The following is a 26014-nucleotide window of genomic DNA, read 5'->3' on the forward strand; positions in this document are numbered from 1 at the left end:
GAAACCGCCCCGCAACAGAAAGCCGCTGAACGACCCGTATTCCGGCCTGATCACGTGCCTCGGCGCAATGGACTTGGCTATATTTCAGACTGATGCGAATAGAATTTCGGCAATGATATTGACTGCTTCGTAACTAACCGGGGCGCGGCCCCATTCCGAAAACGCAGTTCTCTCAAGCGTCTGGCCGTCTTGAATATTGCCTCGATCAACGCCCATTAGCGGGTCCGCGATCTCGGAAACTCACTTGGCCGAAAAAAAAGGATTGGCCATTGATCACGCCCGGCGAGCTTCACCACATCTTCGAGACATATGGCATCTGGACGGTTGCCATAATGGTCGGTCTGGAGAGCTTAGGCATACCCCTGCCGGGCGAAGCTGTGCTGATCATCGCGTCCGTCTATGCGGCGACACACGACGGAAACATCGCCCTTGTCATCGCGGCGGCATCCCTTGGGGCCATCATTGGCGATAACATAGGCTATCTCATCGGCCGCAAGTTTGGATATCCGCTGCTCGTCCGCTTTGGCCCCTACGTCGGCATAACCGAGGGCCGCATAAAGCTCGGTCAGTACCTGTTTCAGAAGTACGGCGGGATGATCGTCTTCATCGGCCGCTTCTTCGCGATACTGCGTTTCCTCGCCGCCCTTCTGGCGGGCATCAACAAACTGCCCTGGCCGCGCTTTCTCCTCGCCAATGCGCTCGGTGGCGTCCTCTGGGCAAGCGCGGTGGGGATGGCGGCTTACACCTTGGGCCGCAGTATTGATGAGCTTCACGGTCCCGCGGGAGCTATCGGAATTGCACTCGCAGTCGCGACAGCAATCGCAATATTTATTTATCTGAAGCGGCACGAAGCGGAACTCCAAGCCGAGGCTGAGACTTCTCTACCCGGCCCTCTTCCTGGCTTCCCGCCGGGGGAACGATCGCGCGCGGACTAAACGCCTCCACCGGAGCACAATGGAAAAGCCATTTTTGCGATCCCTTTCACATGCAGCACACGCAATGTCAGTTGCGAGTTGCGCGCGAAGACCGCCAGCCGCACACTGACACCGCCGCATGAGCGAGCGAACGAAGGCACGATGAACCGCGAAACAATCTGGAAGGCATATCTCACATGAGAGGATTTCTGGGCGCCGTCGTTGATCAGGTGAAGCTGGCCCTCGCGATCCGCTCGCTTCTCCTGCCTCGTCCCCAAGACATGGAACGGCGCGCGAAGGCCAAGGAAGAGCGTTTCCGCAAGCTCCTCCAATATGCCTATGACAATTCTCCGTACTACCGGAAGCGGTTCGAAGGCATCGATCTGAAGACCTGTGCGATCACGGATCTTCCGACGTTGACCAAAGCCGACATGATGGCGAACCTCGACGATATCTTCACCGATCGCGATCTCACCCGCGCCGAACTCGAGCGCTTCATGGGTGATCCGGCCAACGTTGGCGCATACTTCAAGGGCAAGTTCGCCGTCTGCCACACGTCGGGGAGCCAGGGCCAACCGGCCATCATCGTCCAGGACAAGCCCGCGATCCTGACGACTTTTGCCGCCCAGTTCGCACGCGGCAAGAAATTGAGCCGCCGCTTTCTTCCCTACATTCAACAGCTGCTCTATCCGGCGCGCTTTTCAATCATCACACAGAAGCCGGGCTTCTATCCGAGCAGCACGTTCTTCAATTACTTTCCCGAGCGCGCGCGCCGTTACATCAAGCTACAGCGGCTTTCCGTATTCGATCCGCCCGAAGTGCTCGTCCAGAAGCTCAACGAGTTTCAGCCGAACTTCATCACCAGCTACACGAGCGCGCTCGAAACGATCACGCGTGAATTGAAAGCGGGCCGGCTGAAGCCGAGCAGCGATCTCGAACAGATGACGAATATCAGCGAGCCGCTTCCTGAACCCGTCGCCGAACGTGTCGAAAAAGCCTTCGGCGTGCACATCACCAATGTCTACAGCATGGCCGAGTGCATGGCGCTGACCTGCGGATGCCAGGCGACGCACGGCAGTCACCTCAATGACGAACTCGCGTTTCTCGAAGTCGTGGATTCCAACGGCAATCCCGTTCCGAACGGCACACCCGGCAACAAGGTGCTGTTGACCAACCTTTATAATCTCGCTCAGCCGTTCATCCGCTATGAGATCGACGACATCGTCACGATGAGCGCGACCCCGTGCAAGTGCGGAAGCCTGCTGCCGCTCGTACAATCCGTCCAGGGCCGTTCGAAGGACCAGTTCTGGGTTAACGTCAAAGGCGAAATCCGGGACCTGCCCTACTACGTATTCTTGCTCGCCCTCCACAACGAGACAAACCTCGCAGAGCATCAGTTCGTGCAGACAGGGGTTAACCGCTTCGTTCTACGCGCCGCGCCTCTGCCGGGCCAAACGCTGTCGGTCGAGAGGCTCAGGCAATACGTGCAGCAGTCGGTGACAGCGGAAGGGCTCGGCAACGTCATCCACTTCGACATTGAGATCGTGGACCGAATCCCGCCTGAGGAATCCGGCAAAGTTCGGCGCGCGAAGAACCTCTTCGGGCCGCCGCCTGCGACCGCGGCAGAGCTTGAAACAACATCTACGGCGGAAGCTGGCTGAAGGCTTAAAGCTCGTCCAGGGAGAGGAACCTCGCCCGGCAAAAGCAGTTCAACGGAAGCAGCTTTTTCGCGGAGTGTTTAGCCATGACCAGAAAAATCCTGAAAATCGTAGATGGTCCCGACAAACCTGCTCTGCAGACTGCGCTTGCTTATCCCGATAGCGAATACGTTCACTTCATCCTCGAGGGCGACGCGACGGATGCATCGATCGCGCGCATCGAGGAAATGGCAGAGGGCTTCACCTTCGAGATAAACGGGTGGCTGACGACGGGCGTGCACAAAGGTGAAACGTTTCTCGGAATCTACAGCGTCGAGACCCGCTCCGGCTCGATCGCGCTAGGCGTTGGCGCGGCCTGATCGGCGGGGCCGCACGCGAGCGGCCAACGCGCATCTTTGGAATGCTTGGCGGTCCATCCGCCAAGTTGATGGCCTGAGCGATCTGCCCTGCACGGGTTTTCATTTAAATCCATTTCTTCCCGCGTTGCATTCAAGATGCCGTTTCCCGAACCGGGATGAGCGAGATGAAAGCGATCCGAATAGCCGCTCCGGGGGGACTGGATAACCTCGCGGTCGCCGACATCGAAGATCCCGGCAAAGCGGGAGCCGGCGAGATCCGCGTACGCCTTCATGCAAATTCGCTGAACTTTCACGACTACCTCGTGGCCTCCGGAAAATGGAAGACAGCTGAGGGACGAATTCCGATGTCCGATGGTGCGGGCGTCGTCGAAGACGTTGGGAAGCGTGTTGCCGAATTCAAAGTAGGCGACCACGTCGTGTCCTGCTTTTTCCCCTTTTGGCAAGACGGGCCTCCGAACGTCGACAATTTCGACTCGACCCCCGGCGACGGCATCGATGGCTACGCGCGCGAAGCCGTCGTGCGCCCGGCGACGTGGTTCACCCACGTGCCAAAAGGCTACAGCGATGTCGAGGCGGCAACGCTCACCACAGCTGGCCTGACCGCTTGGCGCGCGCTCGTGGTCGATGGCCATCTGAAAGCTGGCGATAGCGTTCTAGTTCAGGGCACGGGTGGCGTATCGATTTTCGCGCTACAGCTCGCCAAGGCGATGGGCGCAGAAGCGATCGTCACGTCCTCGTCCGATGAAAAGCTCGAACGCGCGCGCAAGCTCGGCGCTGATCATCTCATCAACTACAAGTCCGTGCCACTGTGGAGCGAACGCGTCCGCGAACTGACGGCAGGACGCGGCGTCGATCACATCGTCGAAGTCGGGGGCCCGGGCACGCTACCGGAATCGATCGCTTCGGTGGCAATCGGCGGCCACATCTCTTTGATTGGAGTGCTCACCGGCCTTGGCGGCGACGTGCCAACCGCAGCGCTCATGGCGAAACAGGCACGTCTTCAAGGCCTCATCGTCGGCAGCCGGAAAAACCAGATTGAGTTCATTCGCGCACTCGATGCGACCGGAATACGCCCGGTGATCGACAAAAGCTTTGGCCTTTCCGAAATCGCCGACGCGTTTCGTTTTGAGGAAGCGGGCCGGCACTTCGGCAAGATTTGTTTGAACTTCTAAGCAATGGCAGATGCATCATCGATTGCAGGAGACCGCCATGTTGAATGTCATCTCTGTCGATCATTTCGTCCTGAACGTCCGCGACGTCGAAAAGTCGGCGGATTGGTATGAGCGGGTACTCGGCATGACCCGCGAGCACGATGCACTCCCCGGCGGCACGCCGCGAACGAGCGTCCGGTTCGGCACGGAGAAGATCAACCTTCGTCCGATCGACGCGAGCCCGGCCGAATGGTTCACGGCAGAACACCCCGCGGCAGGCAGCAACGACCTTTGCTTCCTCACCAATTACTCACCGGAACAAGTCTCGCACCATCTAGCCGAGAGCGGCGTCAAAATTGTCCTCGGGCCGGTCAGCAAACTCGGCGCCATGGGCAAGATCTGCTCCTTCTATTGCCGTGATCCGGACGGCAATCTCATAGAGATATCGTCCAACGAGACACCGCCGGGACCAAGCAGAGAGTAATGCTGAACTAAGCTGTGATCGCTGGCCGGCAAGCATGCCGATCGGAAGTCGCCCGGCGCATTGAGCATCTCGCGAGCCCAAGCCCGCGCGCTCAAATCGATCGGATTATTGTGGACAGCTCAGAAGCCCTATCGGGCGTGCCCGCTGCTCGGCGAGCCGCTCAGACCATTTGCGAGTTTATCGAAGGCGCTGGCGGAGACGGAGGGATTCGAACCCTCGATACGCCTTTAAAGCGTATGACGATTTAGCAAACCGTTGCCTTCAGCCACTCGGCCACGTCTCCCCAAATCAATGGGCGAGTGCCCCCTATAGAGGCGGCGCCAGCGCAATGCAAGACGGGACCGGACAATGCACAGCGGCGATTGTGCCGCCGCTGGCAGTTGCCCCAAAGTCGTCCTAGTGTCCTGCAAGCAGTATGCCTCCATTGGAAACGGGCCGAACCGTGCGCGCTTGCTTCAAATTGCAGTTGGTTATGGGCGCAGCGGCGCTCGCGGGCGCGGCAAGTGCGAACGCGGCTGAACTGTGCGTCAAATGCACCGGCCCCGACGCGAGCTACGCCTGCGTCATCGACGGCATGTCGAGCGCGACCGTCGACACCGTCCCCAAACTTTATTGCATCACGGCGCTCGCCAAGGCCGGAGCGCACGCCAGCTGCTCGATCGACCGGACGATGACGGCACCCTGCCCCGGCGAACGCAAAGAGCTTCCCGTCCCAGCGATGCTGGAGGACGCAGGCTCGCAGGATCAACCACAGCACGCCGCGACCGAACCGGCCGTAGGCCAAGCCGCGCCAGCCGGAGCGCCAGCGAGCCCCGAAGAGGCCGGCCACGATATGCCGCCTCCCGATCAGCCGAAGGAAGCCGTGGCGAACGAGCCGCCGCCAAAGACCGTGCAGGAAATGGTCGAGAAGAGCGCCAAGTCCGCGGGCGCGGGATTGAGCGACACCCAGAAGTCAGCTGGCGAAGCCGCAAAATCAGCGAGCACCGCGCTCGGCAAGGCCGGAGAAGCAATTGGCGGCGCCGCCAAGAATTCTTGGAAGTGCCTTGCCTCGTTTTTCTCGAACTGCTGACGCCGCGTAGAACCGGGGCGCGCCATTCAGCTTTGAACGACGGCTTCAGTGCAGCGAGCCGAGCCACTCGCGGGCCAGTCTCTGCGCCCTGATGATCTCGGCTTTGCTCATGTCGCTCGCGACTTCCGAACGGTAGCGCTTCGCTTCATCGTTGCCGCGGCTCGCAGCAATGTTGAACCACTTGTGCGCCTGGATGAGGTCGATCGCCCCATCGCGGCCCGTGCAAAAGCTGAGGCCAAGCTCAAAAAATGCGTCGGACTGATCGCCCTGCGCGGAATAATCGATTTGACGAGACAACACATCCATGCGTGCCATGTGAAAACACTCCCAATCGCCGGCTCGCGCTTCATGCCCGGAGGGCGGCAAAAAACCCCTGCGCTCTCATTCAATGAACGCACGCAAACCATCGCAAGGGATGAATGAAAACTCGTAAAAACCGCAGCAAATTCGCTTTAACTGCAAGCTAAGCTGCGCTTACGATCAGCTACTTTCCGCCCGAAATCGGCACATTTTGTCCTCCCTGCGACGGTTGTTGATCCGGGCTTAAGAGGGTTGCCACCAATTCCTAACCATGCTTCAAAAAGGGGTCCCGCGGCGGCTCGATCGAACGACGGGGTTCGAGTGTTCAGCCGGGGTTCAGCCGCGTGCTGGTAACCATAGGTATAGGCCGACATACAGGCCTTAAGGAGGGTTCAGGCTGCCTGGCCTGAGTTGAGGGATATGGTTCAGTCGGTAGTTCGCCGCTCGTTAGCGGCTGCGGGGTTTCTGTTGCTTGCGGGCTGTGCGCAGCAAGGTTCACACCCTGCCTATCTCGGATTGGCCGATCTTTCCGGCGATGACCCCACGGACAACCCATCGGCCGCCCAAAGCGGCGCGTCGTCCGAAGCGCTTCGTCATGTACAGTCGAACAAAGTCCTGGGCGCCATGGCGTTCCAGAAGGTGACCGGAAACACCGTCGACCCTGAAAGCCTCGTTGGCCGCGCCCAGTAGGACTCGGCCGCTTACGCTTTCTTAACCGCCAGCCCCCGGATGACAGCTGGCCGTTGACCGATCTCGCTGAGCCACCGGGATAGGTTCGGAAACTTGCCGATATCGAGAGACAGCATCTCCCATATCCGCACCCAAGTGAAACACGAGATATCCGCTATCGAATATTTGCCCGCGAGATACGGGCGATCCGATAGCCGCTTGTCCAGCACCCCAAACAGCCGCTCGACCTCCTTCGTATAGCGATCGATCGCGTAAGGAATCTTTTCTCGCGCATGGATGCGGAAATGGTTGGCTTGCCCGGACATCGGCCCGAGCCCGCCCGCTTGCCAGAACAGCCACTGATCGACCTCCGCCTTGGCGCGTTCGCTCGAGGGATAGAACGCACCGAACTTCCGGCCGAGGTATTGCAGAATGGCGCCCGATTCAAAAAGCGCGAGCGGCTGGCCGTCGGGCCCTTCCGGATCGACGATTGCCGGGATCTTGTTGTTCGGCGAGATCGCCAGGAACTCCGGCGCGAACTGCTCCCCCTTGCCGATATCGACGAAACGGACCTCGTACGGCACGCCAAGCTCTTCGAGCATGATGGAGATCTTCAAGCCGTTGGGTGTCGGCCAAAAATACAGTGCGATCGGCTCGTCATCTCCGTCGTCGTGCATATCGCTCCTTAGGGAATGAGAATGATCGAGCCTGTCGTGCGCCGGGCTTCCAGGTCGCGATGCGCATCTGCGGCGTTGGTCAACGGATATCGGTGATTGATCTCAATCCGGATCTGATTACTCAGCACCATTTGAAAAAATTCAGAAGCGTTCTCCTGAAGCTCTCGGGCTGTTGCCGTATAAGCAAAAAGCGTCGGGCGCGTGGCAAAAAGAGACCCTTTCAAAGCCGTGAGCGGAAATGGCGGAACGGGTCCGGAAGAGTTGCCGAAAGACACCCAAAGACCTTTTGGCTTCAGGCAATCGAGTGATTGCGGAAACGTGTCCTTGCCGACGGAGTCATAGACGACATCGCAGGCCTCGCCCTGCGTGTATTCCCGCACGCCGCTGACGAAATCATCGCGCTTCGTATTGATGACATACGTGCAGCCGTGCTCCCGCGCGAGTTCCGCTTTTTCATCCGAACTCACGGTGCCGATGATCGTGGCGCCGAGCGAATGCGCCCACTGGCACGCAATAAGTCCGACACCCCCGGCGGCCGCGTGCAGCAGCATCGTCGTCTCGGGGCCGACGCGGTAGACCTGGCGCAGTAGGAAGCGCGCCGTCATGCCTTGCAGAAGGCCAGCCGCAGCCGTCTCGTAGGAGATGCCGTCCGGCAACTTCACAAGCCGGTCGGAGGGTACGACCCGCTCTTGCACATAGCCGCCGATCGGACCGGCATAAGCCGCTCGATCACCCACCTTGAAACGATCGACTCCGGGGCCGACCGCCACGACATCGCCCGCCCCTTCCGACCCAATGATCGCCGGCAGCTTCGCCAACTTGTAGAGACCGTTGCGGTGATAGACGTCGATGAAGTTGACGCCGATCGCGCGCTGCACGAGGCGGACCTCTCCCGGGCCCGGATCGGGAACGGTGACGTCCTCATAGACCAGAGCCTCAGGTCCCCCCGTCGCGTGCACCCGCACTGCAAATGGCATGTCGTAGGCTCCTCTGAATCATCTCAGGGCGTAGAGATGCAGTTCTGCGGCGAATCCGGCTAGTGGGTTGACAACGGGCCACATCTTCGGCCCCCGTTCGTCACGAGCCTGCCATGGTGGCTTTCTACCGCCAGAGGGAAACGAAAACGGAAATTACCTTGCTTAAATTCGATAATGCATCGCGGATCCGAAAATCTGACGCCGCAGTGACGCTTCTCATCGCCATCTCCTTTGTTGCGGCCGGTTGCGGGGGCAACGAAGCAGCATTGGGAGATCCCGCGCGCGGCTTGAAGTGCGTCGATGACAGCAACGTCTGCATCAGCCAGCGCAAGATGGTCTTCGATTCCTACATGTCGGACCCCGCGCGCGCCTGGGTGAACCACCCCGCCGGCCCGCATGAATACGCGTCCGGCGTGCGGCTGATGGCATTCAGCAAAAAGCGCAAGGAACTGAACTGCAACGAGCTGGCGCGCGGCAAGGCCGAAGCCGACCGCGGTCCCTCGGCGCTGAGCGGCGGCGGGTACGTTGGATTGACGACGGGCCAGATCGCACGCGCGGCGATGCTGGCACGCGAAGTTTCTAAGGAACTTGCACAGGAAATGGCGCGCCGGTGCCGGTAGTCTTGAACCCGATAAACCGGCTTCTTATCTGGCGAATGGGCACACGACCGTCGGCCACTCCGGCTTGCACGCGAAAATAAATCCCAATTGAAAGTGGCGAAATGAGCGTGCAGGACTTCGTCGATGCGGTCGTCACGTTTGTGAGGGCAAACGAGGATTGGGCCGCTCCCATAGCCTTCGCCGTCGCGTTCGTGGAAAGTTTCTGCTTCCTCTCCATTGTCTGGCCCGGCACCGCGATTTTGATCGGCGTGTCCGCCCTGCTCGCGCAAAGCGGCGTGGGTCTCGGCGTTCTTTGGCCATCCATCATCGCTGCGAGCATCGGCGGCAGCCTCGGCTACGCGATGTCCTACTGGATCGGTCTCTACTACAAGGACGAGATTCACAAGCTCTGGCCCTTCAATCGCCATCCCGATTTGGTCCGCCGCGGCGAAGAATTCTTTGCGAAGTGGGGCGCGCTTGGCGTTTTCTTCGGACACTTCTTCGGCCCGGTCCGGGCGGTCATCCCGGTTGTCGCGGGCATGTACGCAATGCCGCAATGGCAATTCCAGTTGGTGAATGTCTTGTCCGCAGTCATTTGGGCAGCGGGCATCATCGCACCCACCTATTTCGGCCTGAGCTTTCTCCTGCACTAGCCCAGGGGCGCCCGGGATTCAGCGCAAATTGACCGCCATGCTTGCGCGAACAAGCGCGATCCCGTAGAGGATCGGCCCAATGCTGCGTCAGGGCGCAGCCCCGATTCACATCTTCCCACCTTTCGAGGCCTGTTTCATGTCTAAGACGTCGCTCAAGAATGTTCAAAAGCAGAAGAAAAAGGCCAAGCGCGCCATTCCTCGTCCGGCTCAGAGCCGCATCCAGGGCAACACCGCCGGCGTCCGCACGCGTCTGAAGAAGCTTGCTGGCCAGGCACGCGCCAAAAAAGCGTCGGCCTAGATAGCGGCGCAGTCTCCCATTACGTTCTCGCTCGCCGGCGCAATATGGTGACGTGAGAGCCAAAATGACGACGACTGCGTTCTACCCGCCGACGGTCACGCCGTCCGCGCGTGCCCTGCCCTTACTTCCCTTCCTAGCGCGCTTCGTCCGCAATCCTTTGCGGGCCATTCCGCGCGCCGTCTACACCGAGCCCGTCGTCACCTACGGCAGCAAGCGCCCGCTTGTCGCCTGGGTGACGGATCCGGCGCTCATCGAGAACATCCTCCTCAAGAACGCCGAGCAGTTCCCCAAGACTCAGCTCGACCGCCGTGTGCTGACGCCGATCGTCGGCAAGGGCCTGCTGACAGCGCAAGGCGAAAGCTGGCGCTGGCAGCGCAAGCTCGCGAGCCCGCCCTTCCGCCACGCCGAACTTCTTGGCTACGTCCCGGCAATGGTCGACGCGGCCGTCGATTGCGTGATGCGCTGGCGGTCGCTCGGATCGCAGGCGTTCGTCACCGACGTCGAAGAAGACCTGACGGACACGACCTTCGCAATCATCGCGCGCACGATTCTGGCGGGCGTCAGCAAACGGGACGGCGACGTCATCAAACGCGCTGGCCGCGCCTATCTCGATCCGATCTCATGGGAAGTCGCGTTCTCGATGCTGCGGCTGCCCGATTACGTCTGGCATCCGGGCAAAGGCCGCATGCGCCGCTCGGCAGCGGAACTCCGGTCGATCGTGCGAAAGCTTGTCGCTGAGCGCCGCCAGGAAGGCGCCGTCGGCACCGACCTCGTCGCGCGCATGATGACGGCAAAGGATCCCGACACCGGCGAGCCGATGCCTGATGAATTGATCGCCGACAACTTGGCGACGTTCCTCTTCGCAGGACATGAAACGACGGCCAAAGCCTTGACGTGGACGCTCTACGTGTTGGCTCGCGCACCCGAATGGCAAGAGCGCGTGCGCGAAGAGATCGTCTCCGTCATCGGCTCAGGCCGTATCGATGCCGCAGCCGTCGGCAAACTGCCGGTCACGAACCGCGTCCTCAAAGAAGTGATGCGGCTCTATCCGCCCGCGCCCGTCATGACGCGCATCGCAGCCAAGGACGTCGAGCTCGGCGGAAAGGCGATCCCCGCCTCGACCCTCGTCGTGATGCCAATCTTCGTCATCCACCGTCACAAGTCCCTTTGGCAGGACCCTGAGCGCTTCGATCCGGACCGGTTTCTGCCCGAAAACGAAGCCCGCTATCCCCGCACCCAGTTCATGCCGTTCGGCTACGGCCAGCGGGTTTGCATAGGAATGTCCTTCGCAATTCTCGAGGCGACGGCCATCCTGGCCACCCTCCTGCAGAGTATGCGTTTCGAATGGGACGGAAGGCACTCACCTGAGCCCGTGAGCCGAGTTACGCTCAGGCCTAAGGGTGGGATGCCCCTCATCGTAAAGCCTCTGTAGCGCCTTCTCCGGGCGATACAGACCCTAACGCCCCGTTAACCACGAGTTACCGGATCGCAAAAATGCACATGGCATTTGTCAGGGGTGCGTGAGCGGGACTGCAAGCACTTCCTGGTATGTTTTGTCACATCATAGGGCCAGCCTCGAGGGAGAGGCCAATGACAATGACAAAACTCACTTACGTGGTCGCAGCCATCGTTCCGTTCGGCTTGGTCATACTGGCGTGCGCGGGCATTGCGTACGTCGCCTTCCAAGGCTTGCGTGACCGAAAGGCGAGACGCCTCGCCTTTCAGACCGTCCGCTGACGAAACGCTACCCGCCGTCAGATCCCGAGCTTCGATTTCAGGATGTCGTTGACGGCGGCTGGGTTCGCCTTGCCGCCCGTCGATTTCATCACCTGACCGACGAACCAGCCGAGCATGGACGGCTTGGCCTTCGCCTGTTCGACCTTCTCCGGGTTCGCAGCGATGATCGCATCGACGGCCTTTTCAATGGCGCCGGTGTCGGTCACCTGCTTCATGCCGCGCTTCTCAACGATCTCCGCCGGATCGCCATCTTCGGTCCAGACGATCTCGAAGAGATCCTTGGCGATCTTGCCCGAAATGGCGTTCGATCCGATGAGATCGACGATCGCGCCGAGCTGAGCCGCCGAAACGGGGCTTTCGTCGATCGATTTGCCTTCCTTGTTCAGGCGTCCGAAAAGCTCGTTGATGACCCAGTTGGCGGCAACCTTGCCGTCACGGCCCTCGGCGACCTTCTCGAAATAGTCGGCCGACGAACGCTCCGCCACGAGCACGTCGGCGTCGTAAGCGGAAAGCCCGAAGCTCGTCATGAAGCGCGCACGCTTTTCGTCAGGCAGTTCAGGAAGCCCGGACCGGAGTTCGTCAACGTAGGCGTCCGTGAACTCCAGCGGCAGCAGATCGGGATCGGGGAAGTAGCGATAATCGTGCGCTTCTTCCTTAGAACGCATCGAACGCGTCTCATTCTTTGCAGCATCGAAGAGGCGCGTTTCCTGATCGATCGTGCCGCCCTCTTCGAGGATGTCGATCTGCCGGCGCGCCTCATATTCGATCGCCTGTCCGATGAACCGGATCGAGTTGACGTTCTTGATCTCGCAGCGCGTGCCGAGCTTGTCGCCGGGCTTCCGCACCGACACGTTGACGTCGGCGCGCAGGTTGCCCTTGTCCATGTCGCCGTCAGACGTGCCGAGGTAACGCAGGATGCTGCGCAGCTTCGTCACGTAGGCCTGCGCCTGCTTCGACGAGCGCAGATCCGGCTTCGACACGATCTCCATCAAGGCGACGCCCGAACGGTTGAGATCGACATACGAATAATCGGGATGCTGATCGTGCAGCGACTTGCCCGCGTCCTGCTCCAGATGCAGCCGTTCGACGCCAATGGTCAGCGTCTCGCCATCGACCGTGATCTCGACCGAGCCTTCACCGACGATCGGCTGCTTGTACTGAGAGATCTGATAGCCCTGCGGCAGATCCGGATAGAAGTAGTTCTTCCGGTCGAAAACGCTTCTCGTGTTGATCTGCGCCTTGAGGCCAAGGCCCGTGCGGATCGCCTGCGCCACGCACTCGCGGTTGATGACGGGCAGCATGCCCGGCATTGCCGCATCGACGAGCGAGACGTGGCTGTTGGGCGGCGCGCCAAAGCCCGTCGAAGAGCCTGAAAAGAGCTTCGAATTCGACGCGACCTGCGCATGAACTTCGAGGCCGATGATGACTTCCCAGTCACCCGTTCCGCCCTGGATCAGATTTTTGGACTTGGGCTTTTCAGCGATTTTCTGAGCGTTCATTTCCCGCCTCCAGACCATCCTTTGGTCGCGTAACCCACAGCCGCATAAATGAAGCCGGCGATGAACGACATTGTGAAAACGCCGGCGATCGCTCTGCCGAGCGTAGGCGCGTCCCAAAGGCGAAGAAAAGTTGCAATGTAGAGCAATGCCGATCCCGCGATGGCTCCGGCGAAACCTGCGATCAAGATCTTGGTTTTGTCGTCCGCGCGGCGGCCGAGCATGAAGGCAACGACGATCGTTGCGGGATTGAGGACGCCATAAAGGAAGACCTCAATCAGCGGTACGTCGGGCTGATAATCAGGCACCGTCAACTCCCGACTTCTGCGTGTCGTTCTGGACCTGCCGCAGCTTTTCCTCTTCGAACTGGACGAACCAGCCGATCATGTTGCGCCACTGCGCGCCCACCATCTCGACCATCTCGGGCGGCAAACCCTTCTCGGCTGCCTGCCCCTTCACCCGGTCGATCACCTGCTGGATGCGCCAGGGCACGACAGCGCCTTCCCGCGATTCCATCTTGAGCTGCCAGGCGCGATCGACGTAGCCGAACCGCTCTGCGATGAGCTCCACCATGGCGGCGTCGATGCGGTCGATTTCAGTGCGCACCTGGGACATGTCTGCGCATTCCCACGGCCGTTTCGGATCCATGCTGTCAGCCCTTCATCCACCAAGCTTCCGGAACCGCCAGGCGGCCGGCGGCATCTTCGATAACCTGTGCCGTTCGGAAGAGCGTCTCTTCGTCGAACGGCTTGCCGATGAGTTGCAGGCCAAGCGGCGTACCTTCGGAGGAAAGACCGCCCGGAACCGACATGCCGGGCAAGCCCGCCATGTTCACGGTGACCGTAAAGATGTCTTCCAAGTACATGGCCAGCGGATCGCCCGACTTCTCGCCAAAGGCAAAGGCGGGCGACGGCGTTGTCGGCGTCAGCACGACATCGACCTTACCCCAGGCCTCGTCGAAATCGCGCTTGATCAGCGTCCGGACCTTCTGCGCTTTCAGATAATAGGCGTCGTAATAGCCCGCCGACAGAACATACGTTCCGATGAGGATACGGCGGCGAACTTCCTTGCCGAAGCCCTGATGGCGCGTGTTCTCGTAGGTGTCGATCAGGTTGTCGCCCGTCACGCGCAACCCGTAGCGCATGCCGTCGTAGCGCGCGAGGTTCGATGACGCTTCTGCCGGCGCCACGATGTAGTAAGCGGGAAGCGCATACTTCGTGTGCGGCAGCGAGATGTCGTGGATCGTCGCCCCTGCAGACTTCAGCCACGCGATCCCATTGTCCCAAAGCTTCTGGATCTCGGGCGACATGCCGTCCACGCGATATTCGCGGGGAATGCCGACTCTCAGCCCTTTGACGCCCTTGCCCAGCGCCGCTTCGTAATCCGGCACCGGCGCATCGACGGAGGTCGAATCCTTGGGGTCATGGCTCGCCATGGCTTTGAGCATGATGGCGCTGTCGCGCACCGTCTTGGCGATCGGGCCAGCCTGATCGAGCGACGACGCGAACGCGACGATGCCCCAGCGCGAGCAGCGGCCATACGTGGGCTTGATGCCGACCGTGCCGGTGAGCGCGGCCGGCTGGCGGATCGAGCCGCCCGTGTCGGTAGCGGTGGCAGCGAGACAGAGATTGGCCGCAACGGCGGCCGATGATCCGCCGGACGAACCGCCAGGCACGAGCTTGTCGGTCGAAAGCTGGCCGTCCTTACCCTTGCGCCGCCAAGGGCTGACGACGTTGCCGAACGCGCTCGTCTCGTTCGACGAACCCATCGCGAATTCGTCGTTGTTGAGCTTGCCGAGCATCACCGCGCCGGCATCCCAAAGGTTCTGGCCGACGGTCGATTCATACGTCGGCGTGAACTCGCCGAGAATGTTCGAGCACGCCGTCGTGCGAATGCCGCGCGTGCAGAAAAGATCCTTGTTGCCGATCGGCAGGCCTTCGAGCGGCCGCGCCTTGCCTTCGGCGATGCGCTTGTCGCTGTCCTTCGCCTGCACGCGGGCATGCTCCGGCGTCGCCAGCACATAGGCGTTGATCGCCGGGTTCGCCTTTTCGATCGCGCCGATGAACGCGTCCGTCAGCTCGAGCGCCGTGAACGTCTTTTTCGCCAAGCCGTCGCGGGCTTCGGCCATCGTCAATTTGGTAAGATCGGTCACCGGCTACTCCACGACCTTCGGCACAACGAAGAAATTGTCCTCGGCAAGCGGCGCATTTGCCGTCACCTGATCTGCGATCTCGCCGTCCGTGACGACATCGTCCCGCATCTTGAGCTCCTGCGCGACGACGCGCGTCATCGGCTCGACGTTTGCGGTATCGACCTCGTCGAGTTGCTCCACCCAGTTGAGAATGCCAGACAGCTCTTTCTCGAGGCCCCGGGCTTCGTCGTCGCTGATTTTTATCCGGGCGAGGCGCGCGATACGGCGAACGGTCGCTTCGTCGACCTGCATGAAAATGTCCCTTCAAGGAATTCGGGGGATGTTGCGAAGCTCTCTTACCCGCCCTCCCCTCATCAATGCAACCGGCGGTACTATCCCCGAGACCTTCAAAGGCTTAATCCGGCTCCCGAGGCCCGGACGATGCCAATTTGCCGCCAAAGCTGATAGAGCCTCAAACGCAATCCTCACCTTCCACATACTCAGGCATCGCTTAAATGAATCAGCCGGCCGTTCCAGCGCCACCGGGCCACACCACGGAAGATCAGCAGGCCTTCCGCGACATCGCGGCCGGACGTCTCATCGGCATCGACGCCGGCACCAAGACGCTGGGCCTCGCGCTATCGGACGTGAGGCGCACGATCGCCTCCCCGCTCGAGACGATCCGCAAAACGAAGTTTACGGCCGATGCCGCTCGCCTGTTGGCGCTGGCCGCCGAGCACAACGTCACCGGTCTCGTTCTGGGCCTGCCCCGCAACATGGACGGCTCCGAGGGCCCCCGCGCCCAGGCGACCCGGGCGTTCGCACGCAATCTCAATAAATTGTCGCCGCTTCCGATCCTCCTCTGGGACGAGAGGCTGACGACGGCGGAAGCGCAGCGAATGTTGATAGACGCCGACCAGACGCGCAAACGCCGCGCCGAGGTGATCGACAAGCTCGCCGCGACCATCATTCTGCAGAGCGCGCTCGACCGCCTGAACAACGCGCCTTGATCGGCGGCCCGCGGCGGATAGCGCCTGAGAATTCTCTGCTTCCTCATGTCTCTAGGCGCATCGCGCTTCACGTGCCGTTAAGTCCCTTTGGGATTGATGGCGCTCCCCTCCTTGCGGCCCCGCAAGACTCCCCCTATAGAAGCGCCTTTAATGACATCGAAATCGAATACCAATGCGCTGAAAGTTTTTCCGCGCCGCCACCTGCTGACCTGCGAAGGTCTGTCGGCCCAGGAAATCAATTTCCTCCTCGATCTGGCCGACAAGAACGCCGATCACATCCGCAACAATGGCCGCAAGCGCGACGTGCTTACGGGCCGGACGATCATCAATCTCTTTTTTGAATCTTCCACGCGCACGCAAGCCTCGTTCGAAATGGCGGGCAAACGGCTGAGCGCCGACGTCATGAACATGAACGTCGCCACCTCCTCGGTCACGAAGGGCGAAACGCTCGTCGACACCGCCGTGACGCTGAATGCGATGCGGCCCGACATCATCGTCGTCCGCCACCACGCCGCCGGCGCCGTTGAACTCCTGTCCCAGAAGGTCGATTGCTCCGTCATCAACGCCGGCGACGGCGCGCACCAGCACCCGACCCAGGCGCTGCTCGACGCGCTGACGATCCGCCGGGCGAAAGGCCGCGTTGCGGGCCTCACCGTCGCAATCTGCGGCGACATCGTCCATTCCCGCGTCGCCCGGTCCAACATCAACGTTCTGAACGCGCTCGGCGCCCGCGTCCGCCTCATCGCACCGACAACGTTGCTGCCCTCGTCGCCCGAACGCTTGGGCTGCGAAGTCTTCACCGATATGTGGAAGGGCATCGAAGGCGTCGACATCGTGATGATGCTCCGCCTCCAGCGCGAGCGCATGGACGCCTCCTACGTCCCGTCGACCCGTGAGTTCTTCCACTTCTTCGGGCTCGATCACGAAAAGCTCGCGCGCGCCAAGCCCGACGCCCTCGTCATGCATCCAGGTCCGATGAACCGCGGCGTCGAAATCGCCTCGACCGTCGCCGACCATTCCAAAAGCGTTATCCGCGAACAAGTTGAAATGGGCGTTGCCGTCAGAATGGCAGTTCTAGAAGCGTTATCGGCACACCTCCCCGGCTTTGCGGAGGACGCCCAATGAGAAAGCCCATTGAAAAGCCAAAGAGCGTTGGCACGGCGACCGTCTTCATCAACGCTCGCCTCATCGACCCCGCATCGAACCGCGATGAACCGGGTGGCCTGCTCGTCAAGGATGGCCTGATCGCCGATCTGGGCGCGCACCTGCGCCGTAACGCGCCCGAAGGCGCCCACGTCATCGACTGCAAAGGCAACGTCCTGGCGCCGGGCCTCATCGACGCGCAGGTCTTCACCGGCGAACCAGGCTACGAGCACCGCGAAACGCTGAAGACCGCGAGCCACGCCGCCGCTGCCGGCGGCGTCACAACAATCGTCGTCATGCCGGATACGAATCCGGTGATCGACCAAGTCGCGCTCGTTGACTTCATCCAGCGCCGCGCCCGCGACAACGCCCTCGTCCACGTCCAGACCATGGCGGCCATGACGAAGGGCCTGCAGGGCGAAGAAATGACCGAAATCGGTCTTCTGAAGCGCGCTGGCGCCATCGGCTTCTCGAACGGCAAGTCGAGCGTCATCAACACGCGCGTCATGCGCAACATCCTGAGCTACGCCAAGGACTTCAACGCCCTCGTCGTCCACCACACCGAAGACCCCTATCTCTCCAGCGGCTCGATGAACTCGGGCGAAGTCGCAGCACGCCTCGGATTGCCCGGCATATCGAAATTGGCCGAGACGATCATGCTCGAGCGCGACGTTCGCCTCGTCGAAATGACGGGCGGCCGATACCACGCGGCGACCATCAGCTGTCAGGAAAGCCTGGACGTCGTCAAAAACGCCAAGGCCAAGAAGCTGCCCGTCACATGCGGCGTCTCGATCAATCACCTGACGCTCAACGAAAACGATATCGGGCCCTACCGCACGTTCTTCAAAATGCGCCCGCCGTTGCGCAAGGAAGAAGATCGCGCCGCGATGGTCCAGGCCGTCGCTAACGGCGATATCGACATCATCGTGTCGAGCCACGACCCGCAGGACGCCGACACCAAGCGGCGCCCCTTCGCTGAAGCCGCAGACGGCGCGGTCGGCCTCGAAACACTGCTGTCGGCAGCGCTTCGCCTCGTCCACGCGGGTGACATCACGCTCAGCGCGATGCTGAAGGCGCTGACGATCAATCCGGCGCGCCTTCTGGGTCTCCACTCCGGACGCTTGGCGAAGGGAGCGATTGCCGATCTTGTCCTGTTCGATCCGGGCGAACCTTGGGTCGTCAACAAGGACCTGCTGCGCTCTCGCTCAAAGAATACGCCCTTCGACGAAGCCAAGATGCAGGGCCGCGTCCTGAGGACGATGGTTGCCGGACAGACGGTCTACGAATACGCTGGCATCGAGCGAACTTAAGACCAGCGCCCACTCCCGCCGCAGACCGCAGAAAAGAAATCGACCAATGAGCTCCCTGTTACCTTTGGCAGTGCTGACAGACGGCGGCTCGGTGGGTCTGATCGCGGCGGCACTCGTCCTCGGCTATGTGCTGGGTTCGATCCCGTTCGGCCTGCTGCTCACAAGGGCGGCAGGCCTCGGCGACATCCGCAGCATCGGCTCGGGCAACATCGGCGCGACCAATGTTTTGCGGACGGGCAACAAGAAGCTCGCCGCGGCGACGCTTCTTCTCGATGCGGCCAAGGGCGCGGTCGCGGTGCTCATCGCCCGGTACTATCTGGGCGAAATCCCGGCAATGTTCGCCGGCCTCGCCGCCTTCATCGGACACATCTTTCCGGTCTGGCTCGGCTTCAAAGGCGGCAAGGGCGTCGCGACATACCTCGGTGTCTTGATCGCACTCGCATGGCAATGCGCGCTCGTGTTCGCCGTGCTTTGGCTCGCCGTCGCCGCGATCACGCGCATATCGTCCCTCGCGGCGATCATCGCGACTATAGGCGCGCCCATCGCCGCCTGGCTCATGGGAGACCCCGAACTCGCGTGGGTCGTCGCCCTGATGAGCATCATCGTTCTCATCAAACATCGCGCCAACATTGAACGCCTGATTGCCGGACAGGAGCCGAGGATTGGCTCCAAAACCTGAGCAGCAGCAGCTTTTTCGCCCCGCACCGCTTCCCACGGCGGAGCTTTCGGACGAAGAGCGGCTGGCCTGCTTGCGGCTGATCCGGTCGGATAACGTCGGCCCGGTGACGTTCCGCGAACTCATCAATCACTATGGCGGGGCGACGAAAGCGCTCGAAGCCCTTCCCGCGCTCTCCCGCCGGTCGGGGGCGGGTCGCCCGATCCGGATTTGCCCCAGAGCTGATGCCGAGCGCGAGTTGGAGGCCGCCCGGCGCGCTGGCGCCACGGCCCTTTTCACGATCGAGCCGAACTATCCAGCCCTGCTCGCCCGCGCCGAGGCCCCGCCGCCGATGCTCTACGTCAAAGGCAGGCTGGAGCTTTTGAACGCGCCTTCGGTCGCCATCGTCGGCTCGCGGCAATGTTCGGCGGCTGGCGCGCAATTGACGCGGATCTTCGCGGCCGATTTCGCCAAGGCCGGCTTCGTCGTCGTTTCCGGACTGGCGCGCGGGATCGACCGGGCAGCCCACGAGACGTCATTGCCGACGGGTACGGTCGGCGTCATCGCCGGCGGTATAGATTTGGTCTATCCGCCCGAACACGTCGAGCTGCAGGCGCGCATCGGCACCGAAGGATGCCTGGTCACCGAACGGCCCCCTGGCCTCAAGCCCCAGGGCAAGGATTTTCCCCGCCGCAACCGCATCATCGCCGGGCTGGCCCACGGCGTCGTCATCGTCGAGGCAGCCGGGCGCTCAGGCACTTTAGTCACCGCTCGCTGCGCGAACGACCTGGGCCGTGAGGTCTTCGCCGTCCCCGGCCACCCGCTCGATCCCCGCGCCGAAGGAACAAACGGACTGATCAAGCAGGGCGCGACGCTCGTCACGAAAGCCGCAGACGTTGTCGAGGTTCTGCGCCCCATCATGGGCCTCGATGAACGCCGTTATGATTACGCCGCCTCCCAGGAGCCGCTCCCGGCGGAGCCCGAAGCGGCGCCATCCCCCGTCCCTGAGCTTGCCCCTGACGATGTCTTGAAAGCCGTTCTAGCGGCCCTTGGGCCCGCGCCGGTGACCATCGACGCCATTGCCCGGCAGTCCGGGATATCGGTCCAGGCCGTACAGGGCGCGCTGTTGGAACTTGATCTCAGCGGCCGCATCGAGCGCCAAGGCTATAGCCTCGTCGCGTTGAAGGTTGTTTAGCTGTCCCGGCGGCCCGTTTCACGCCGTGCCTCGGCATGTGATATTGCAAGGAGCCTGGAAAGCTTCCGGCAACCCTCGCGCTCTGCCATGCGCTGGAGTTCGCCGAGCAGATCAGCGAGATATTCCAAATGCTCGCGCTTTTGTCCGCCGTCCGGGCCGGAACATCCACTGTCCTGCAACTCTTGACTATCCCTGAGAAAGAAGCTGACCATTACTTATGCTTAACATAGATCATTCTCTTTATGGTCGCAATACTGATAATTTATCAATCTATGATTGCAGTTGCCCGGGATTTGACAGTGCTGCGGCGATCAACCATGTTCCCGGCCCGCCGCGCCGCGGCGAATGAAGGCCGCTTAGCCGTCAGCCTGACGCGCCAAGCACGGCCCAGGAGCGAAATCGCCAGATGAACGTCGTCATCGTCGAATCAGCCGCTAAGGCCAAGACGATCAACAAATATTTGGGCTCGGGCTACAAGGTCATCGCGTCCTACGGACACGTGCGCGACCTGCCTGCGAAAGACGGCTCGGTCCAGCCGGATCATGATTTCGAGATGTCCTGGGAAGTGGATACCAAGTCCCAGAAGATCATGCGCGACATCGCCGAGGCGGTGAAGAAGGCCGACAAACTGATCCTCGCGACCGACCCTGATCGCGAAGGCGAGGCCATCTCCTGGCACATCCTGCAGGTCCTCAATCAGAAGAAAGCGCTCAAGAAAGACATTGAGATCGAGCGCGTCGCGTTCAACGCGATCACGAAGCAGTCGATCCTGGCAGCGCTGAAAGAGCCGCGCCAGATCGATGAACCGCTGGTGGACGCCTATCTCGCCCGCCGCGCGCTGGACTATCTCGTCGGCTTCACGCTCTCGCCGGTCCTCTGGCGCAAGCTGCCGGGCTCGCGTTCGGCCGGTCGCGTCCAGTCCGTCGCCCTGCGCCTCGTGTGCGATCGCGAAGCCGAGATCGAAGCCTTCAAGACCGACGAATACTGGACGATCGAAGCCCTGCTCTCGACAGCCAAGGGCGAGGACGTCAAATCCCGCCTCGTGGCCATCGATGGCACGACTCTGAAGAAGCTCGACATCAAGGACGAAGCGTCCGCGACCGCCATCCGGGAGGCGCTGATCGGCCGGGATTTCCGCGTCGGCTCGATCGAAAAGAAAGCGACGAAGCGCAATCCCTATCCGCCGTTCACAACCTCGACGCTGCAGATGGACGCCTCGCGCAAGCTCGGCTTCTCCGCCAAGCAGACGATGCAGATCGCCCAGCGCCTCTATGAAGGCGTCGATATCGGCGGCGAGACGGTCGGTCTCATCACCTACATGCGAACGGACGGCGTCCAGATCATTCCGGAAGCCGTAAGCCACATCCGCGACGTGATCTCTGCCGAGTTCGGCAAAAACTACACGCCGTTCGCGCGCGAATACAAAACCAAGGCGAAAAACGCCCAAGAGGCGCACGAAGCCATCCGCCCGACCGACCCGCGCCGCAAGCCCGATCAGGTGCGCCGCTACCTCGAGAAGGATCAGGCTGCCCTCTACGATCTCATCTGGAAGCGCACGATCGCCAGCCAGATGGCCGCTGCCGACATCGAGCAGACGGCAGCCGAGATCGAGGCCAAGGGTTCCGACGGCAAGACCTACGGCCTGCGCGCCAACGGCTCCGTTCTGATGTTCGACGGCTTCCTCAAGGTCTACGAGGAAGGCCGCGACGACCGCGTACGCACGATCGAGAAGGGCAAAGACGATGCAGATGAGGACGATGAAAATCGCCGTCTGCCGCCGCTTGCCGTCGGCGATCGTCTGAAGGACAAGGAAGTCAACGCCGACCAGCATTTCACGCAGCCCCCGCCGCGCTTCTCGGAAGCGACGCTGGTGAAGCGGATGGAAGAACTCGGCATCGGTCGCCCGTCGACGTATGCCTCGACAATGGCCGTGCTCGTCGACCGCGATTACGTGCGCATCGAAAAGAAGCGTCTCGTCCCGGAAGACAAGGGACGCCTCGTCATCGCCTTCCTCGAAAGCTTCTTCAAGAAATACGTCGAGTACGACTTCACGGCCGATCTCGAAGAAAAGCTCGACCTGATCTCGAACGACGAATTGGCCTACAAGGACGTGCTGCGCGACTTCTGGCGCGACTTCATGGCAGCGGTCGGCGAGATCAAGGATCTCCGCGTCGGCGACGTGCTCGAAGCCTTGAACGAGATGCTCGGACCGCACGTCTTCCCCGACAAGGGAGACGGCAGCGATCCGCGCCTGTGCCCAAAGTGCGGTTCGGGACGCCTGAGCCTCAAGATCTCCGGCAAGTACGGCGCCTTCATCGGCTGCGGAAACTATCCGGAGTGCAACTATACGCGCCAGCTCACGCAGTCGGCCGACGGCGATGCCAACGCGCTCGACGGCAAGATCCTGGGCTACAACGACGACGGCGTCGCGGTCACGCTGCGCACCGGCCGGTTCGGGCCTTACATCCAGTTGGGTGAAGCGGCAGGCGACGAGAAGCCGAAGCGCTCGAGCATCCCGAAAGGCATCGACGCCGCGACGCTCGATTTCGAAAAAGCAATGCAGCTGCTCTCGCTGCCGCGCGAAGTGGGTCAGCATCCGACCGAAGGCGGCGTGATCACTGCGGGTCTTGGCCGATTTGGACCGTTCATCGTCCACGAGAACGGTGACGTGAAAACCTACGTCAACGTCGAAAGCGTCGAGGACGTGCTGACGATCGGCCTCAACCGCGCGGTGACGCTCATTGCCGAGAAGCGCGCCGGCGGCGGCAAGAGCCGTTTCCAGCGCAGCGCTCCCAAGGTTCTGAAGGACCTCGGCGCGCACCCGAGCGAAGGCGGCCCCGTGCAGGTGCTGGAGGGCCGCTACGGCCCCTACGTCACGCACAACAAGGTCAACGCCACGGTTCCCCGCGGGAAAGATCCGGCCTCGCTGATGATGGACGAAGCTGTCGCGCTCATCGCCGAACGCATCGCCAACGGCGGCGGCAAGAAGTCCAAGGGGCGCGCCGCCAAACCGAAAGCAGCAGCCAAAGCGCCAAAGGCGGCGAAGCCCGCGAAAGCTGCAGCCGCAGAAAAGCCGGCCAAGGCCGGAACTGCCGCGGCGGCTGAACGTAAGGCGTCAAAACCTGCTGCGAAGAAATCGGCGAAAGCCGCAACTCCTGCAAAGAAGCTCGCTCGGGCCAAGGCCTGACGGCAAACGAGAGGCGCCAGGTGGCCCGCAAATCGAAGGTGACGCGAGCTCCCGCAAACGGCGGACTTCCGACCAAAGAGCAGATCCTCGAGTTCCTGAATACGGCTCAGGGCAAGGCGGGAAAGCGTGAGATCGCGCGCGCGTTCGGAATTTCGGGCGGCGCCCGCATCGCGTTGAAGCGCCTGCTTGCCGAGATGGGCGAAGAGGGCACCCTCGCAGGCGATAAGAAGCGCATGCGCGAGAAGGGCAAGCTCCCGCCGACGACCGCGCTCGAAATCACCGGCCGCGATAGCGATGGCGATCTCCTGGCCAAGCCCCTTCAGTGGGAACCCGATGACGGCAAGCCGCCGGTCGTTCGCGTCCTGATCCGCCAGGAGCGCGACGCCGAAATCGGCATTGGCGATCACGTGCTGGCGCGCGTCCAGAAACTGCCTCGCGGCAGTGGCAACGCACAGTACGAAGCAACGCCGATCAAGAAGCTCCCGCGCGAAAAGCGCCGGCTGCTCGGCATCTATCGTGCGTCCCAGCGCGGCGGCGGCACCATCGAGCCGATCGACCGCAAGGAACTGAAAAGCTGGCACGTGCTCGCCGATGACACCGGCGGCGCCGCTGACGGCGACCTCGTGCGTTTCCGCTTGGGCCGCAGCGGACGCTTCTCAGCGCCGCGCGCCGAAATCGTCGAAAGCCTCGGCAATCCCGACGATCAGCGCAAGATCTCGCTGATCTCAATTCACGCGCACGGCATCCCTGAGGACTTCCCCGAGTCCGTCATCCAGGAATGCGAGACGCTGCCGCCGCCCACGATGAAGGGCCGCACCGATCTTCGCGACATTCCCCTGCTCACGATCGATCCCATAGACGCGCGCGACCATGACGATGCCGTGCACGCGACGCCGGATACGGATTCGAAGAACTCTGGCGGCTTCATCGTCACCGTCGCCATTGCCGACGTTGCGCATTACATCCGCTCCGGCTCCAAGCTCGATCGGGAAGCGCAATTGCGCGGCAACTCGGTGTACTTCCCCGATCGCGTCGTGCCGATGCTGCCGGAGAAGATCTCGAACGATCTCTGTTCGTTGCGCGAGCTGGAAGAGCGGCCCTGCCTCGCCGTCCGCATGGTGTTCGACAAGCACGGCGAAAAGCGCAGCCACACGTTCATTCGCGGCATGATGAAGTCGGCGGCCAAGCTCTCCTATCAGGAAGCGCAGGCCGCCATTGACGGCAACGTGTCGGACAAGTGCCAGCCGCTGATGGACAGCGCGCTGAAGCCTCTGTGGGCGGCCTACAAGGCGGTTGCCAGCGCACGCGACAAGCGCGGGCCGCTCGACCTCGATCTGCCCGAGCGCAAGATCCTGCTCAACGCCGAAGGCAAGGTCGACCGCGTGGTCACGCCGGAGCGCCTCGAAGCGCACCGCTTGATCGAAGAGTTCATGATCCAGGCCAACGTCGCGGCAGCCGAGACGCTGGAAGAAAAACGCCTCCCCCTCGTCTATCGCATCCACGATGCGCCGAGCCCGGAGAAGCTGAAGGGCCTACGCGACTTCCTGGAAACGCTCGACATGAAGGTGCCGCACGCCGGCGCACTGAAACCCGAAGCCTTCAACCGGGTGCTTGAGCAGGCGAAAGATCTGCCCGTTCCCGATCTCATCAACGAAGTGATCCTGCGTTCCCAGTCGCAAGCCGAATACAATCCGAAGAACATCGGACACTTCGGCCTGAACCTCGTCCGCTACGCGCACTTCACCTCGCCGATCCGCCGCTACGCCGATCTGATCGTGCACCGCGCCTTGATCCGCGCACTCGGCCTTGGTCCGGATGGATTGAGCGACGACGAAATCCCGCACCTCGCCAGAATTGCGAAAGCCATCTCCGACACCGAGCGCCGGGCGATGTCGGCCGAGCGCGAAACGACCGACCGGCTCATCGCCGCTCACCTCGCCGACAAGATCGGCGCGACCTTCATTGGCCGCATCGCCGGCGTCACGCGCTCTGGCCTCTTCGTGAAGCTGAAAGATACCGGCGCCGACGGCTACATTCCGATCTCGAGCCTCGGCAACGATTATTACCACCACGTCGAGGAGGCGCACGCGCTTGTCGGAGCCCGCACCGGCACCGGCTACCGCCTCGGCGATACGGTGGAAGTGCGCCTGCTCGAAGCCATCCCCTCCGCCGGCGCGTTAAGGTTTGAGATGCTGACCGAGCCCTCCAAGGGCAACTTCGCCAAGAAGCTTGGCAGCCACGCCCGCCAGCGCCGGCCGGGCAAGAAGTTCAGAGGCAGGGGTCGTTAACGCCGCAATAGAAACGCGCGGCCCGACTAACGCGTAACTTGACCCCGGCGTCTC

The 26014-nt window shown here is 61.8% G+C and carries 27 protein-coding genes and 1 tRNA gene; 19 read left to right on the forward strand and 9 right to left on the reverse strand.

The features are described from left to right. Positions 1-269: 269 nt before the first annotated feature. From VFG26_RS11295 to VFG26_RS11315, 5 genes are all read left to right on the forward strand, one after another. Positions 270-935, forward strand: coding sequence for a DedA family protein (locus VFG26_RS11295; RefSeq protein ID WP_325025312.1), 666 nt, complete (start codon positions 270-272; stop codon positions 933-935). Positions 936-1111: 176 nt separating this feature from the next. Continuing rightward, positions 1112-2575 (forward strand): phenylacetate--CoA ligase family protein, encoded by a 1464-nt coding sequence (locus VFG26_RS11300; RefSeq protein WP_325025314.1) that lies wholly within the window; start codon positions 1112-1114, stop codon positions 2573-2575. Between the two features lie 83 nt (positions 2576-2658). After that, positions 2659-2931: a hypothetical protein gene (locus tag VFG26_RS11305; RefSeq protein WP_325025316.1), complete on the forward strand. Its 273-nt coding sequence runs from the start codon at positions 2659-2661 to the stop codon at positions 2929-2931. A 164-nt stretch (positions 2932-3095) separates the two neighbouring features. Then, a complete protein-coding gene (locus VFG26_RS11310; RefSeq protein ID WP_325025318.1) occupies positions 3096-4103 on the forward strand; it encodes an NAD(P)-dependent alcohol dehydrogenase in 1008 nt (335 codons plus the stop codon). A gap of 37 nt (positions 4104-4140) precedes the next feature. Beyond that, the gene (locus VFG26_RS11315; protein WP_325025320.1) at positions 4141-4566 is read left to right on the forward strand and encodes a VOC family protein; all 426 of its coding nucleotides are present in this window, start codon (positions 4141-4143) and stop codon (positions 4564-4566) included. Between the two features lie 190 nt (positions 4567-4756). Here the strand turns inward: VFG26_RS11315 and VFG26_RS11320 are convergent. Further along, positions 4757-4849 (reverse strand) — tRNA-Ser (locus tag VFG26_RS11320). A gap of 189 nt (positions 4850-5038) precedes the next feature. On the opposite strand from VFG26_RS11320, the gene VFG26_RS11325 reads away from it, so the two are divergent. Next, positions 5039-5635 (forward strand): hypothetical protein, encoded by a 597-nt coding sequence (locus VFG26_RS11325; RefSeq protein WP_325025322.1) that lies wholly within the window; start codon positions 5039-5041, stop codon positions 5633-5635. A gap of 45 nt (positions 5636-5680) precedes the next feature. On the opposite strand, the gene VFG26_RS11330 is transcribed toward VFG26_RS11325, so the two are convergent. Continuing rightward, positions 5681-5950 (reverse strand): sel1 repeat family protein, encoded by a 270-nt coding sequence (locus VFG26_RS11330; protein WP_325025324.1) that lies wholly within the window; start codon positions 5948-5950, stop codon positions 5681-5683. A gap of 405 nt (positions 5951-6355) precedes the next feature. Between VFG26_RS11330 and VFG26_RS11335 the strand changes: the two genes are divergently transcribed. Next, the gene (locus tag VFG26_RS11335; protein WP_325025326.1) at positions 6356-6625 is read left to right on the forward strand and encodes a hypothetical protein; all 270 of its coding nucleotides are present in this window, start codon (positions 6356-6358) and stop codon (positions 6623-6625) included. Between the two features lie 11 nt (positions 6626-6636). On the opposite strand, the gene VFG26_RS11340 is transcribed toward VFG26_RS11335, so the two are convergent. Together VFG26_RS11340 and VFG26_RS11345 are read right to left on the reverse strand one after the other, a co-directional pair. Continuing rightward, on the reverse strand, positions 6637-7281 hold the full coding sequence (locus tag VFG26_RS11340; protein ID WP_325025328.1) for a glutathione S-transferase N-terminal domain-containing protein: 645 nt from the start codon (positions 7279-7281) through the stop codon (positions 6637-6639). Between the two features lie 8 nt (positions 7282-7289). Beyond that, positions 7290-8258, reverse strand: coding sequence for a quinone oxidoreductase (locus tag VFG26_RS11345; protein ID WP_325025330.1), 969 nt, complete (start codon positions 8256-8258; stop codon positions 7290-7292). Positions 8259-8416: 158 nt separating this feature from the next. Here VFG26_RS11345 and VFG26_RS11350 point away from each other — a divergent pair, with 158 nt between their 5' ends. From VFG26_RS11350 to VFG26_RS11370, 5 genes are all read left to right on the forward strand, one after another. Next, entirely contained in the window at positions 8417-8878 is a 462-nt protein-coding gene (locus VFG26_RS11350) for a hypothetical protein (RefSeq protein ID WP_325025332.1), read from the forward strand. Positions 8879-8979: 101 nt separating this feature from the next. Further along, positions 8980-9510 carry a DedA family protein gene (locus tag VFG26_RS11355; RefSeq protein ID WP_325025335.1) on the forward strand — a complete coding sequence of 177 codons (531 nt, stop codon included), beginning with the start codon at positions 8980-8982 and terminating at the stop codon, positions 9508-9510. A gap of 136 nt (positions 9511-9646) precedes the next feature. After that, positions 9647-9808 (forward strand): hypothetical protein, encoded by a 162-nt coding sequence (locus tag VFG26_RS11360; protein ID WP_325025337.1) that lies wholly within the window; start codon positions 9647-9649, stop codon positions 9806-9808. Between the two features lie 64 nt (positions 9809-9872). After that, positions 9873-11240, forward strand: a complete 1368-nt coding sequence (locus tag VFG26_RS11365; RefSeq protein ID WP_325025338.1) for a cytochrome P450 — start codon at positions 9873-9875, stop codon at positions 11238-11240. A gap of 164 nt (positions 11241-11404) precedes the next feature. After that, the gene (locus VFG26_RS11370; protein WP_325025340.1) at positions 11405-11545 is read left to right on the forward strand and encodes a hypothetical protein; all 141 of its coding nucleotides are present in this window, start codon (positions 11405-11407) and stop codon (positions 11543-11545) included. Positions 11546-11562: 17 nt separating this feature from the next. On the opposite strand, the gene gatB is transcribed toward VFG26_RS11370, so the two are convergent. Genes gatB through gatC form a run of 5 tightly spaced genes read right to left on the reverse strand, consistent with a single transcriptional unit; the run spans position 11563 to position 15484 of the window. Continuing rightward, positions 11563-13044 carry an Asp-tRNA(Asn)/Glu-tRNA(Gln) amidotransferase subunit GatB gene (gatB, locus tag VFG26_RS11375; RefSeq protein ID WP_325025341.1) on the reverse strand — a complete coding sequence of 494 codons (1482 nt, stop codon included), beginning with the start codon at positions 13042-13044 and terminating at the stop codon, positions 11563-11565. Beyond that, the gene (locus tag VFG26_RS11380) at positions 13041-13349 is read right to left on the reverse strand and encodes a hypothetical protein (RefSeq protein ID WP_325025342.1); all 309 of its coding nucleotides are present in this window, start codon (positions 13347-13349) and stop codon (positions 13041-13043) included. The genes gatB and VFG26_RS11380 overlap by 4 nt, the downstream gene beginning before the upstream one ends. Continuing rightward, complete coding sequence (locus tag VFG26_RS11385; protein ID WP_325025343.1) at positions 13342-13656, reverse strand: chorismate mutase; 315 nt, start codon at positions 13654-13656, stop codon at positions 13342-13344. Before VFG26_RS11385 ends, VFG26_RS11380 begins: the two co-directional genes overlap by 8 nt. 37 nt (positions 13657-13693) lie before the next feature. Then, the gene (gene gatA / locus VFG26_RS11390) at positions 13694-15193 is read right to left on the reverse strand and encodes an Asp-tRNA(Asn)/Glu-tRNA(Gln) amidotransferase subunit GatA (protein ID WP_325025345.1); all 1500 of its coding nucleotides are present in this window, start codon (positions 15191-15193) and stop codon (positions 13694-13696) included. Positions 15194-15196: 3 nt separating this feature from the next. Further along, entirely contained in the window at positions 15197-15484 is a 288-nt protein-coding gene (gene gatC / locus VFG26_RS11395; protein ID WP_325025346.1) for an Asp-tRNA(Asn)/Glu-tRNA(Gln) amidotransferase subunit GatC, read from the reverse strand. Between the two features lie 203 nt (positions 15485-15687). Between gatC and ruvX the strand changes: the two genes are divergently transcribed. From ruvX to rnr, 7 genes are all read left to right on the forward strand, one after another. Beyond that, positions 15688-16182: a Holliday junction resolvase RuvX gene (gene ruvX, locus VFG26_RS11400; protein ID WP_325025348.1), complete on the forward strand. Its 495-nt coding sequence runs from the start codon at positions 15688-15690 to the stop codon at positions 16180-16182. Between the two features lie 150 nt (positions 16183-16332). Further along, positions 16333-17307, forward strand: a complete 975-nt coding sequence (locus VFG26_RS11405; protein WP_325025350.1) for an aspartate carbamoyltransferase catalytic subunit — start codon at positions 16333-16335, stop codon at positions 17305-17307. Then, positions 17304-18635 carry a dihydroorotase gene (locus VFG26_RS11410; RefSeq protein WP_325025352.1) on the forward strand — a complete coding sequence of 444 codons (1332 nt, stop codon included), beginning with the start codon at positions 17304-17306 and terminating at the stop codon, positions 18633-18635. The genes VFG26_RS11405 and VFG26_RS11410 overlap by 4 nt, the downstream gene beginning before the upstream one ends. A 46-nt stretch (positions 18636-18681) precedes the next feature. Continuing rightward, positions 18682-19314 (forward strand): glycerol-3-phosphate 1-O-acyltransferase PlsY, encoded by a 633-nt coding sequence (gene plsY / locus VFG26_RS11415; protein ID WP_325025354.1) that lies wholly within the window; start codon positions 18682-18684, stop codon positions 19312-19314. After that, positions 19298-20485 carry a DNA-processing protein DprA gene (gene dprA / locus VFG26_RS11420; RefSeq protein WP_325025356.1) on the forward strand — a complete coding sequence of 396 codons (1188 nt, stop codon included), beginning with the start codon at positions 19298-19300 and terminating at the stop codon, positions 20483-20485. The genes plsY and dprA overlap by 17 nt, the downstream gene beginning before the upstream one ends. Before the next feature lie 406 nt (positions 20486-20891). After that, complete coding sequence (gene topA, locus VFG26_RS11425; protein ID WP_325025358.1) at positions 20892-23672, forward strand: type I DNA topoisomerase; 2781 nt, start codon at positions 20892-20894, stop codon at positions 23670-23672. Between the two features lie 20 nt (positions 23673-23692). Next, complete coding sequence (gene rnr / locus VFG26_RS11430; RefSeq protein ID WP_325025360.1) at positions 23693-25960, forward strand: ribonuclease R; 2268 nt, start codon at positions 23693-23695, stop codon at positions 25958-25960. The last annotated feature ends 54 nt before the right edge of the window (positions 25961-26014 follow it).

The sequence above is a fragment of the Hyphomicrobium sp. genome (genome assembly GCF_035687085.1).
Classification (GTDB): Bacteria; Pseudomonadota; Alphaproteobacteria; order Rhizobiales; family Hyphomicrobiaceae; genus Hyphomicrobium_B.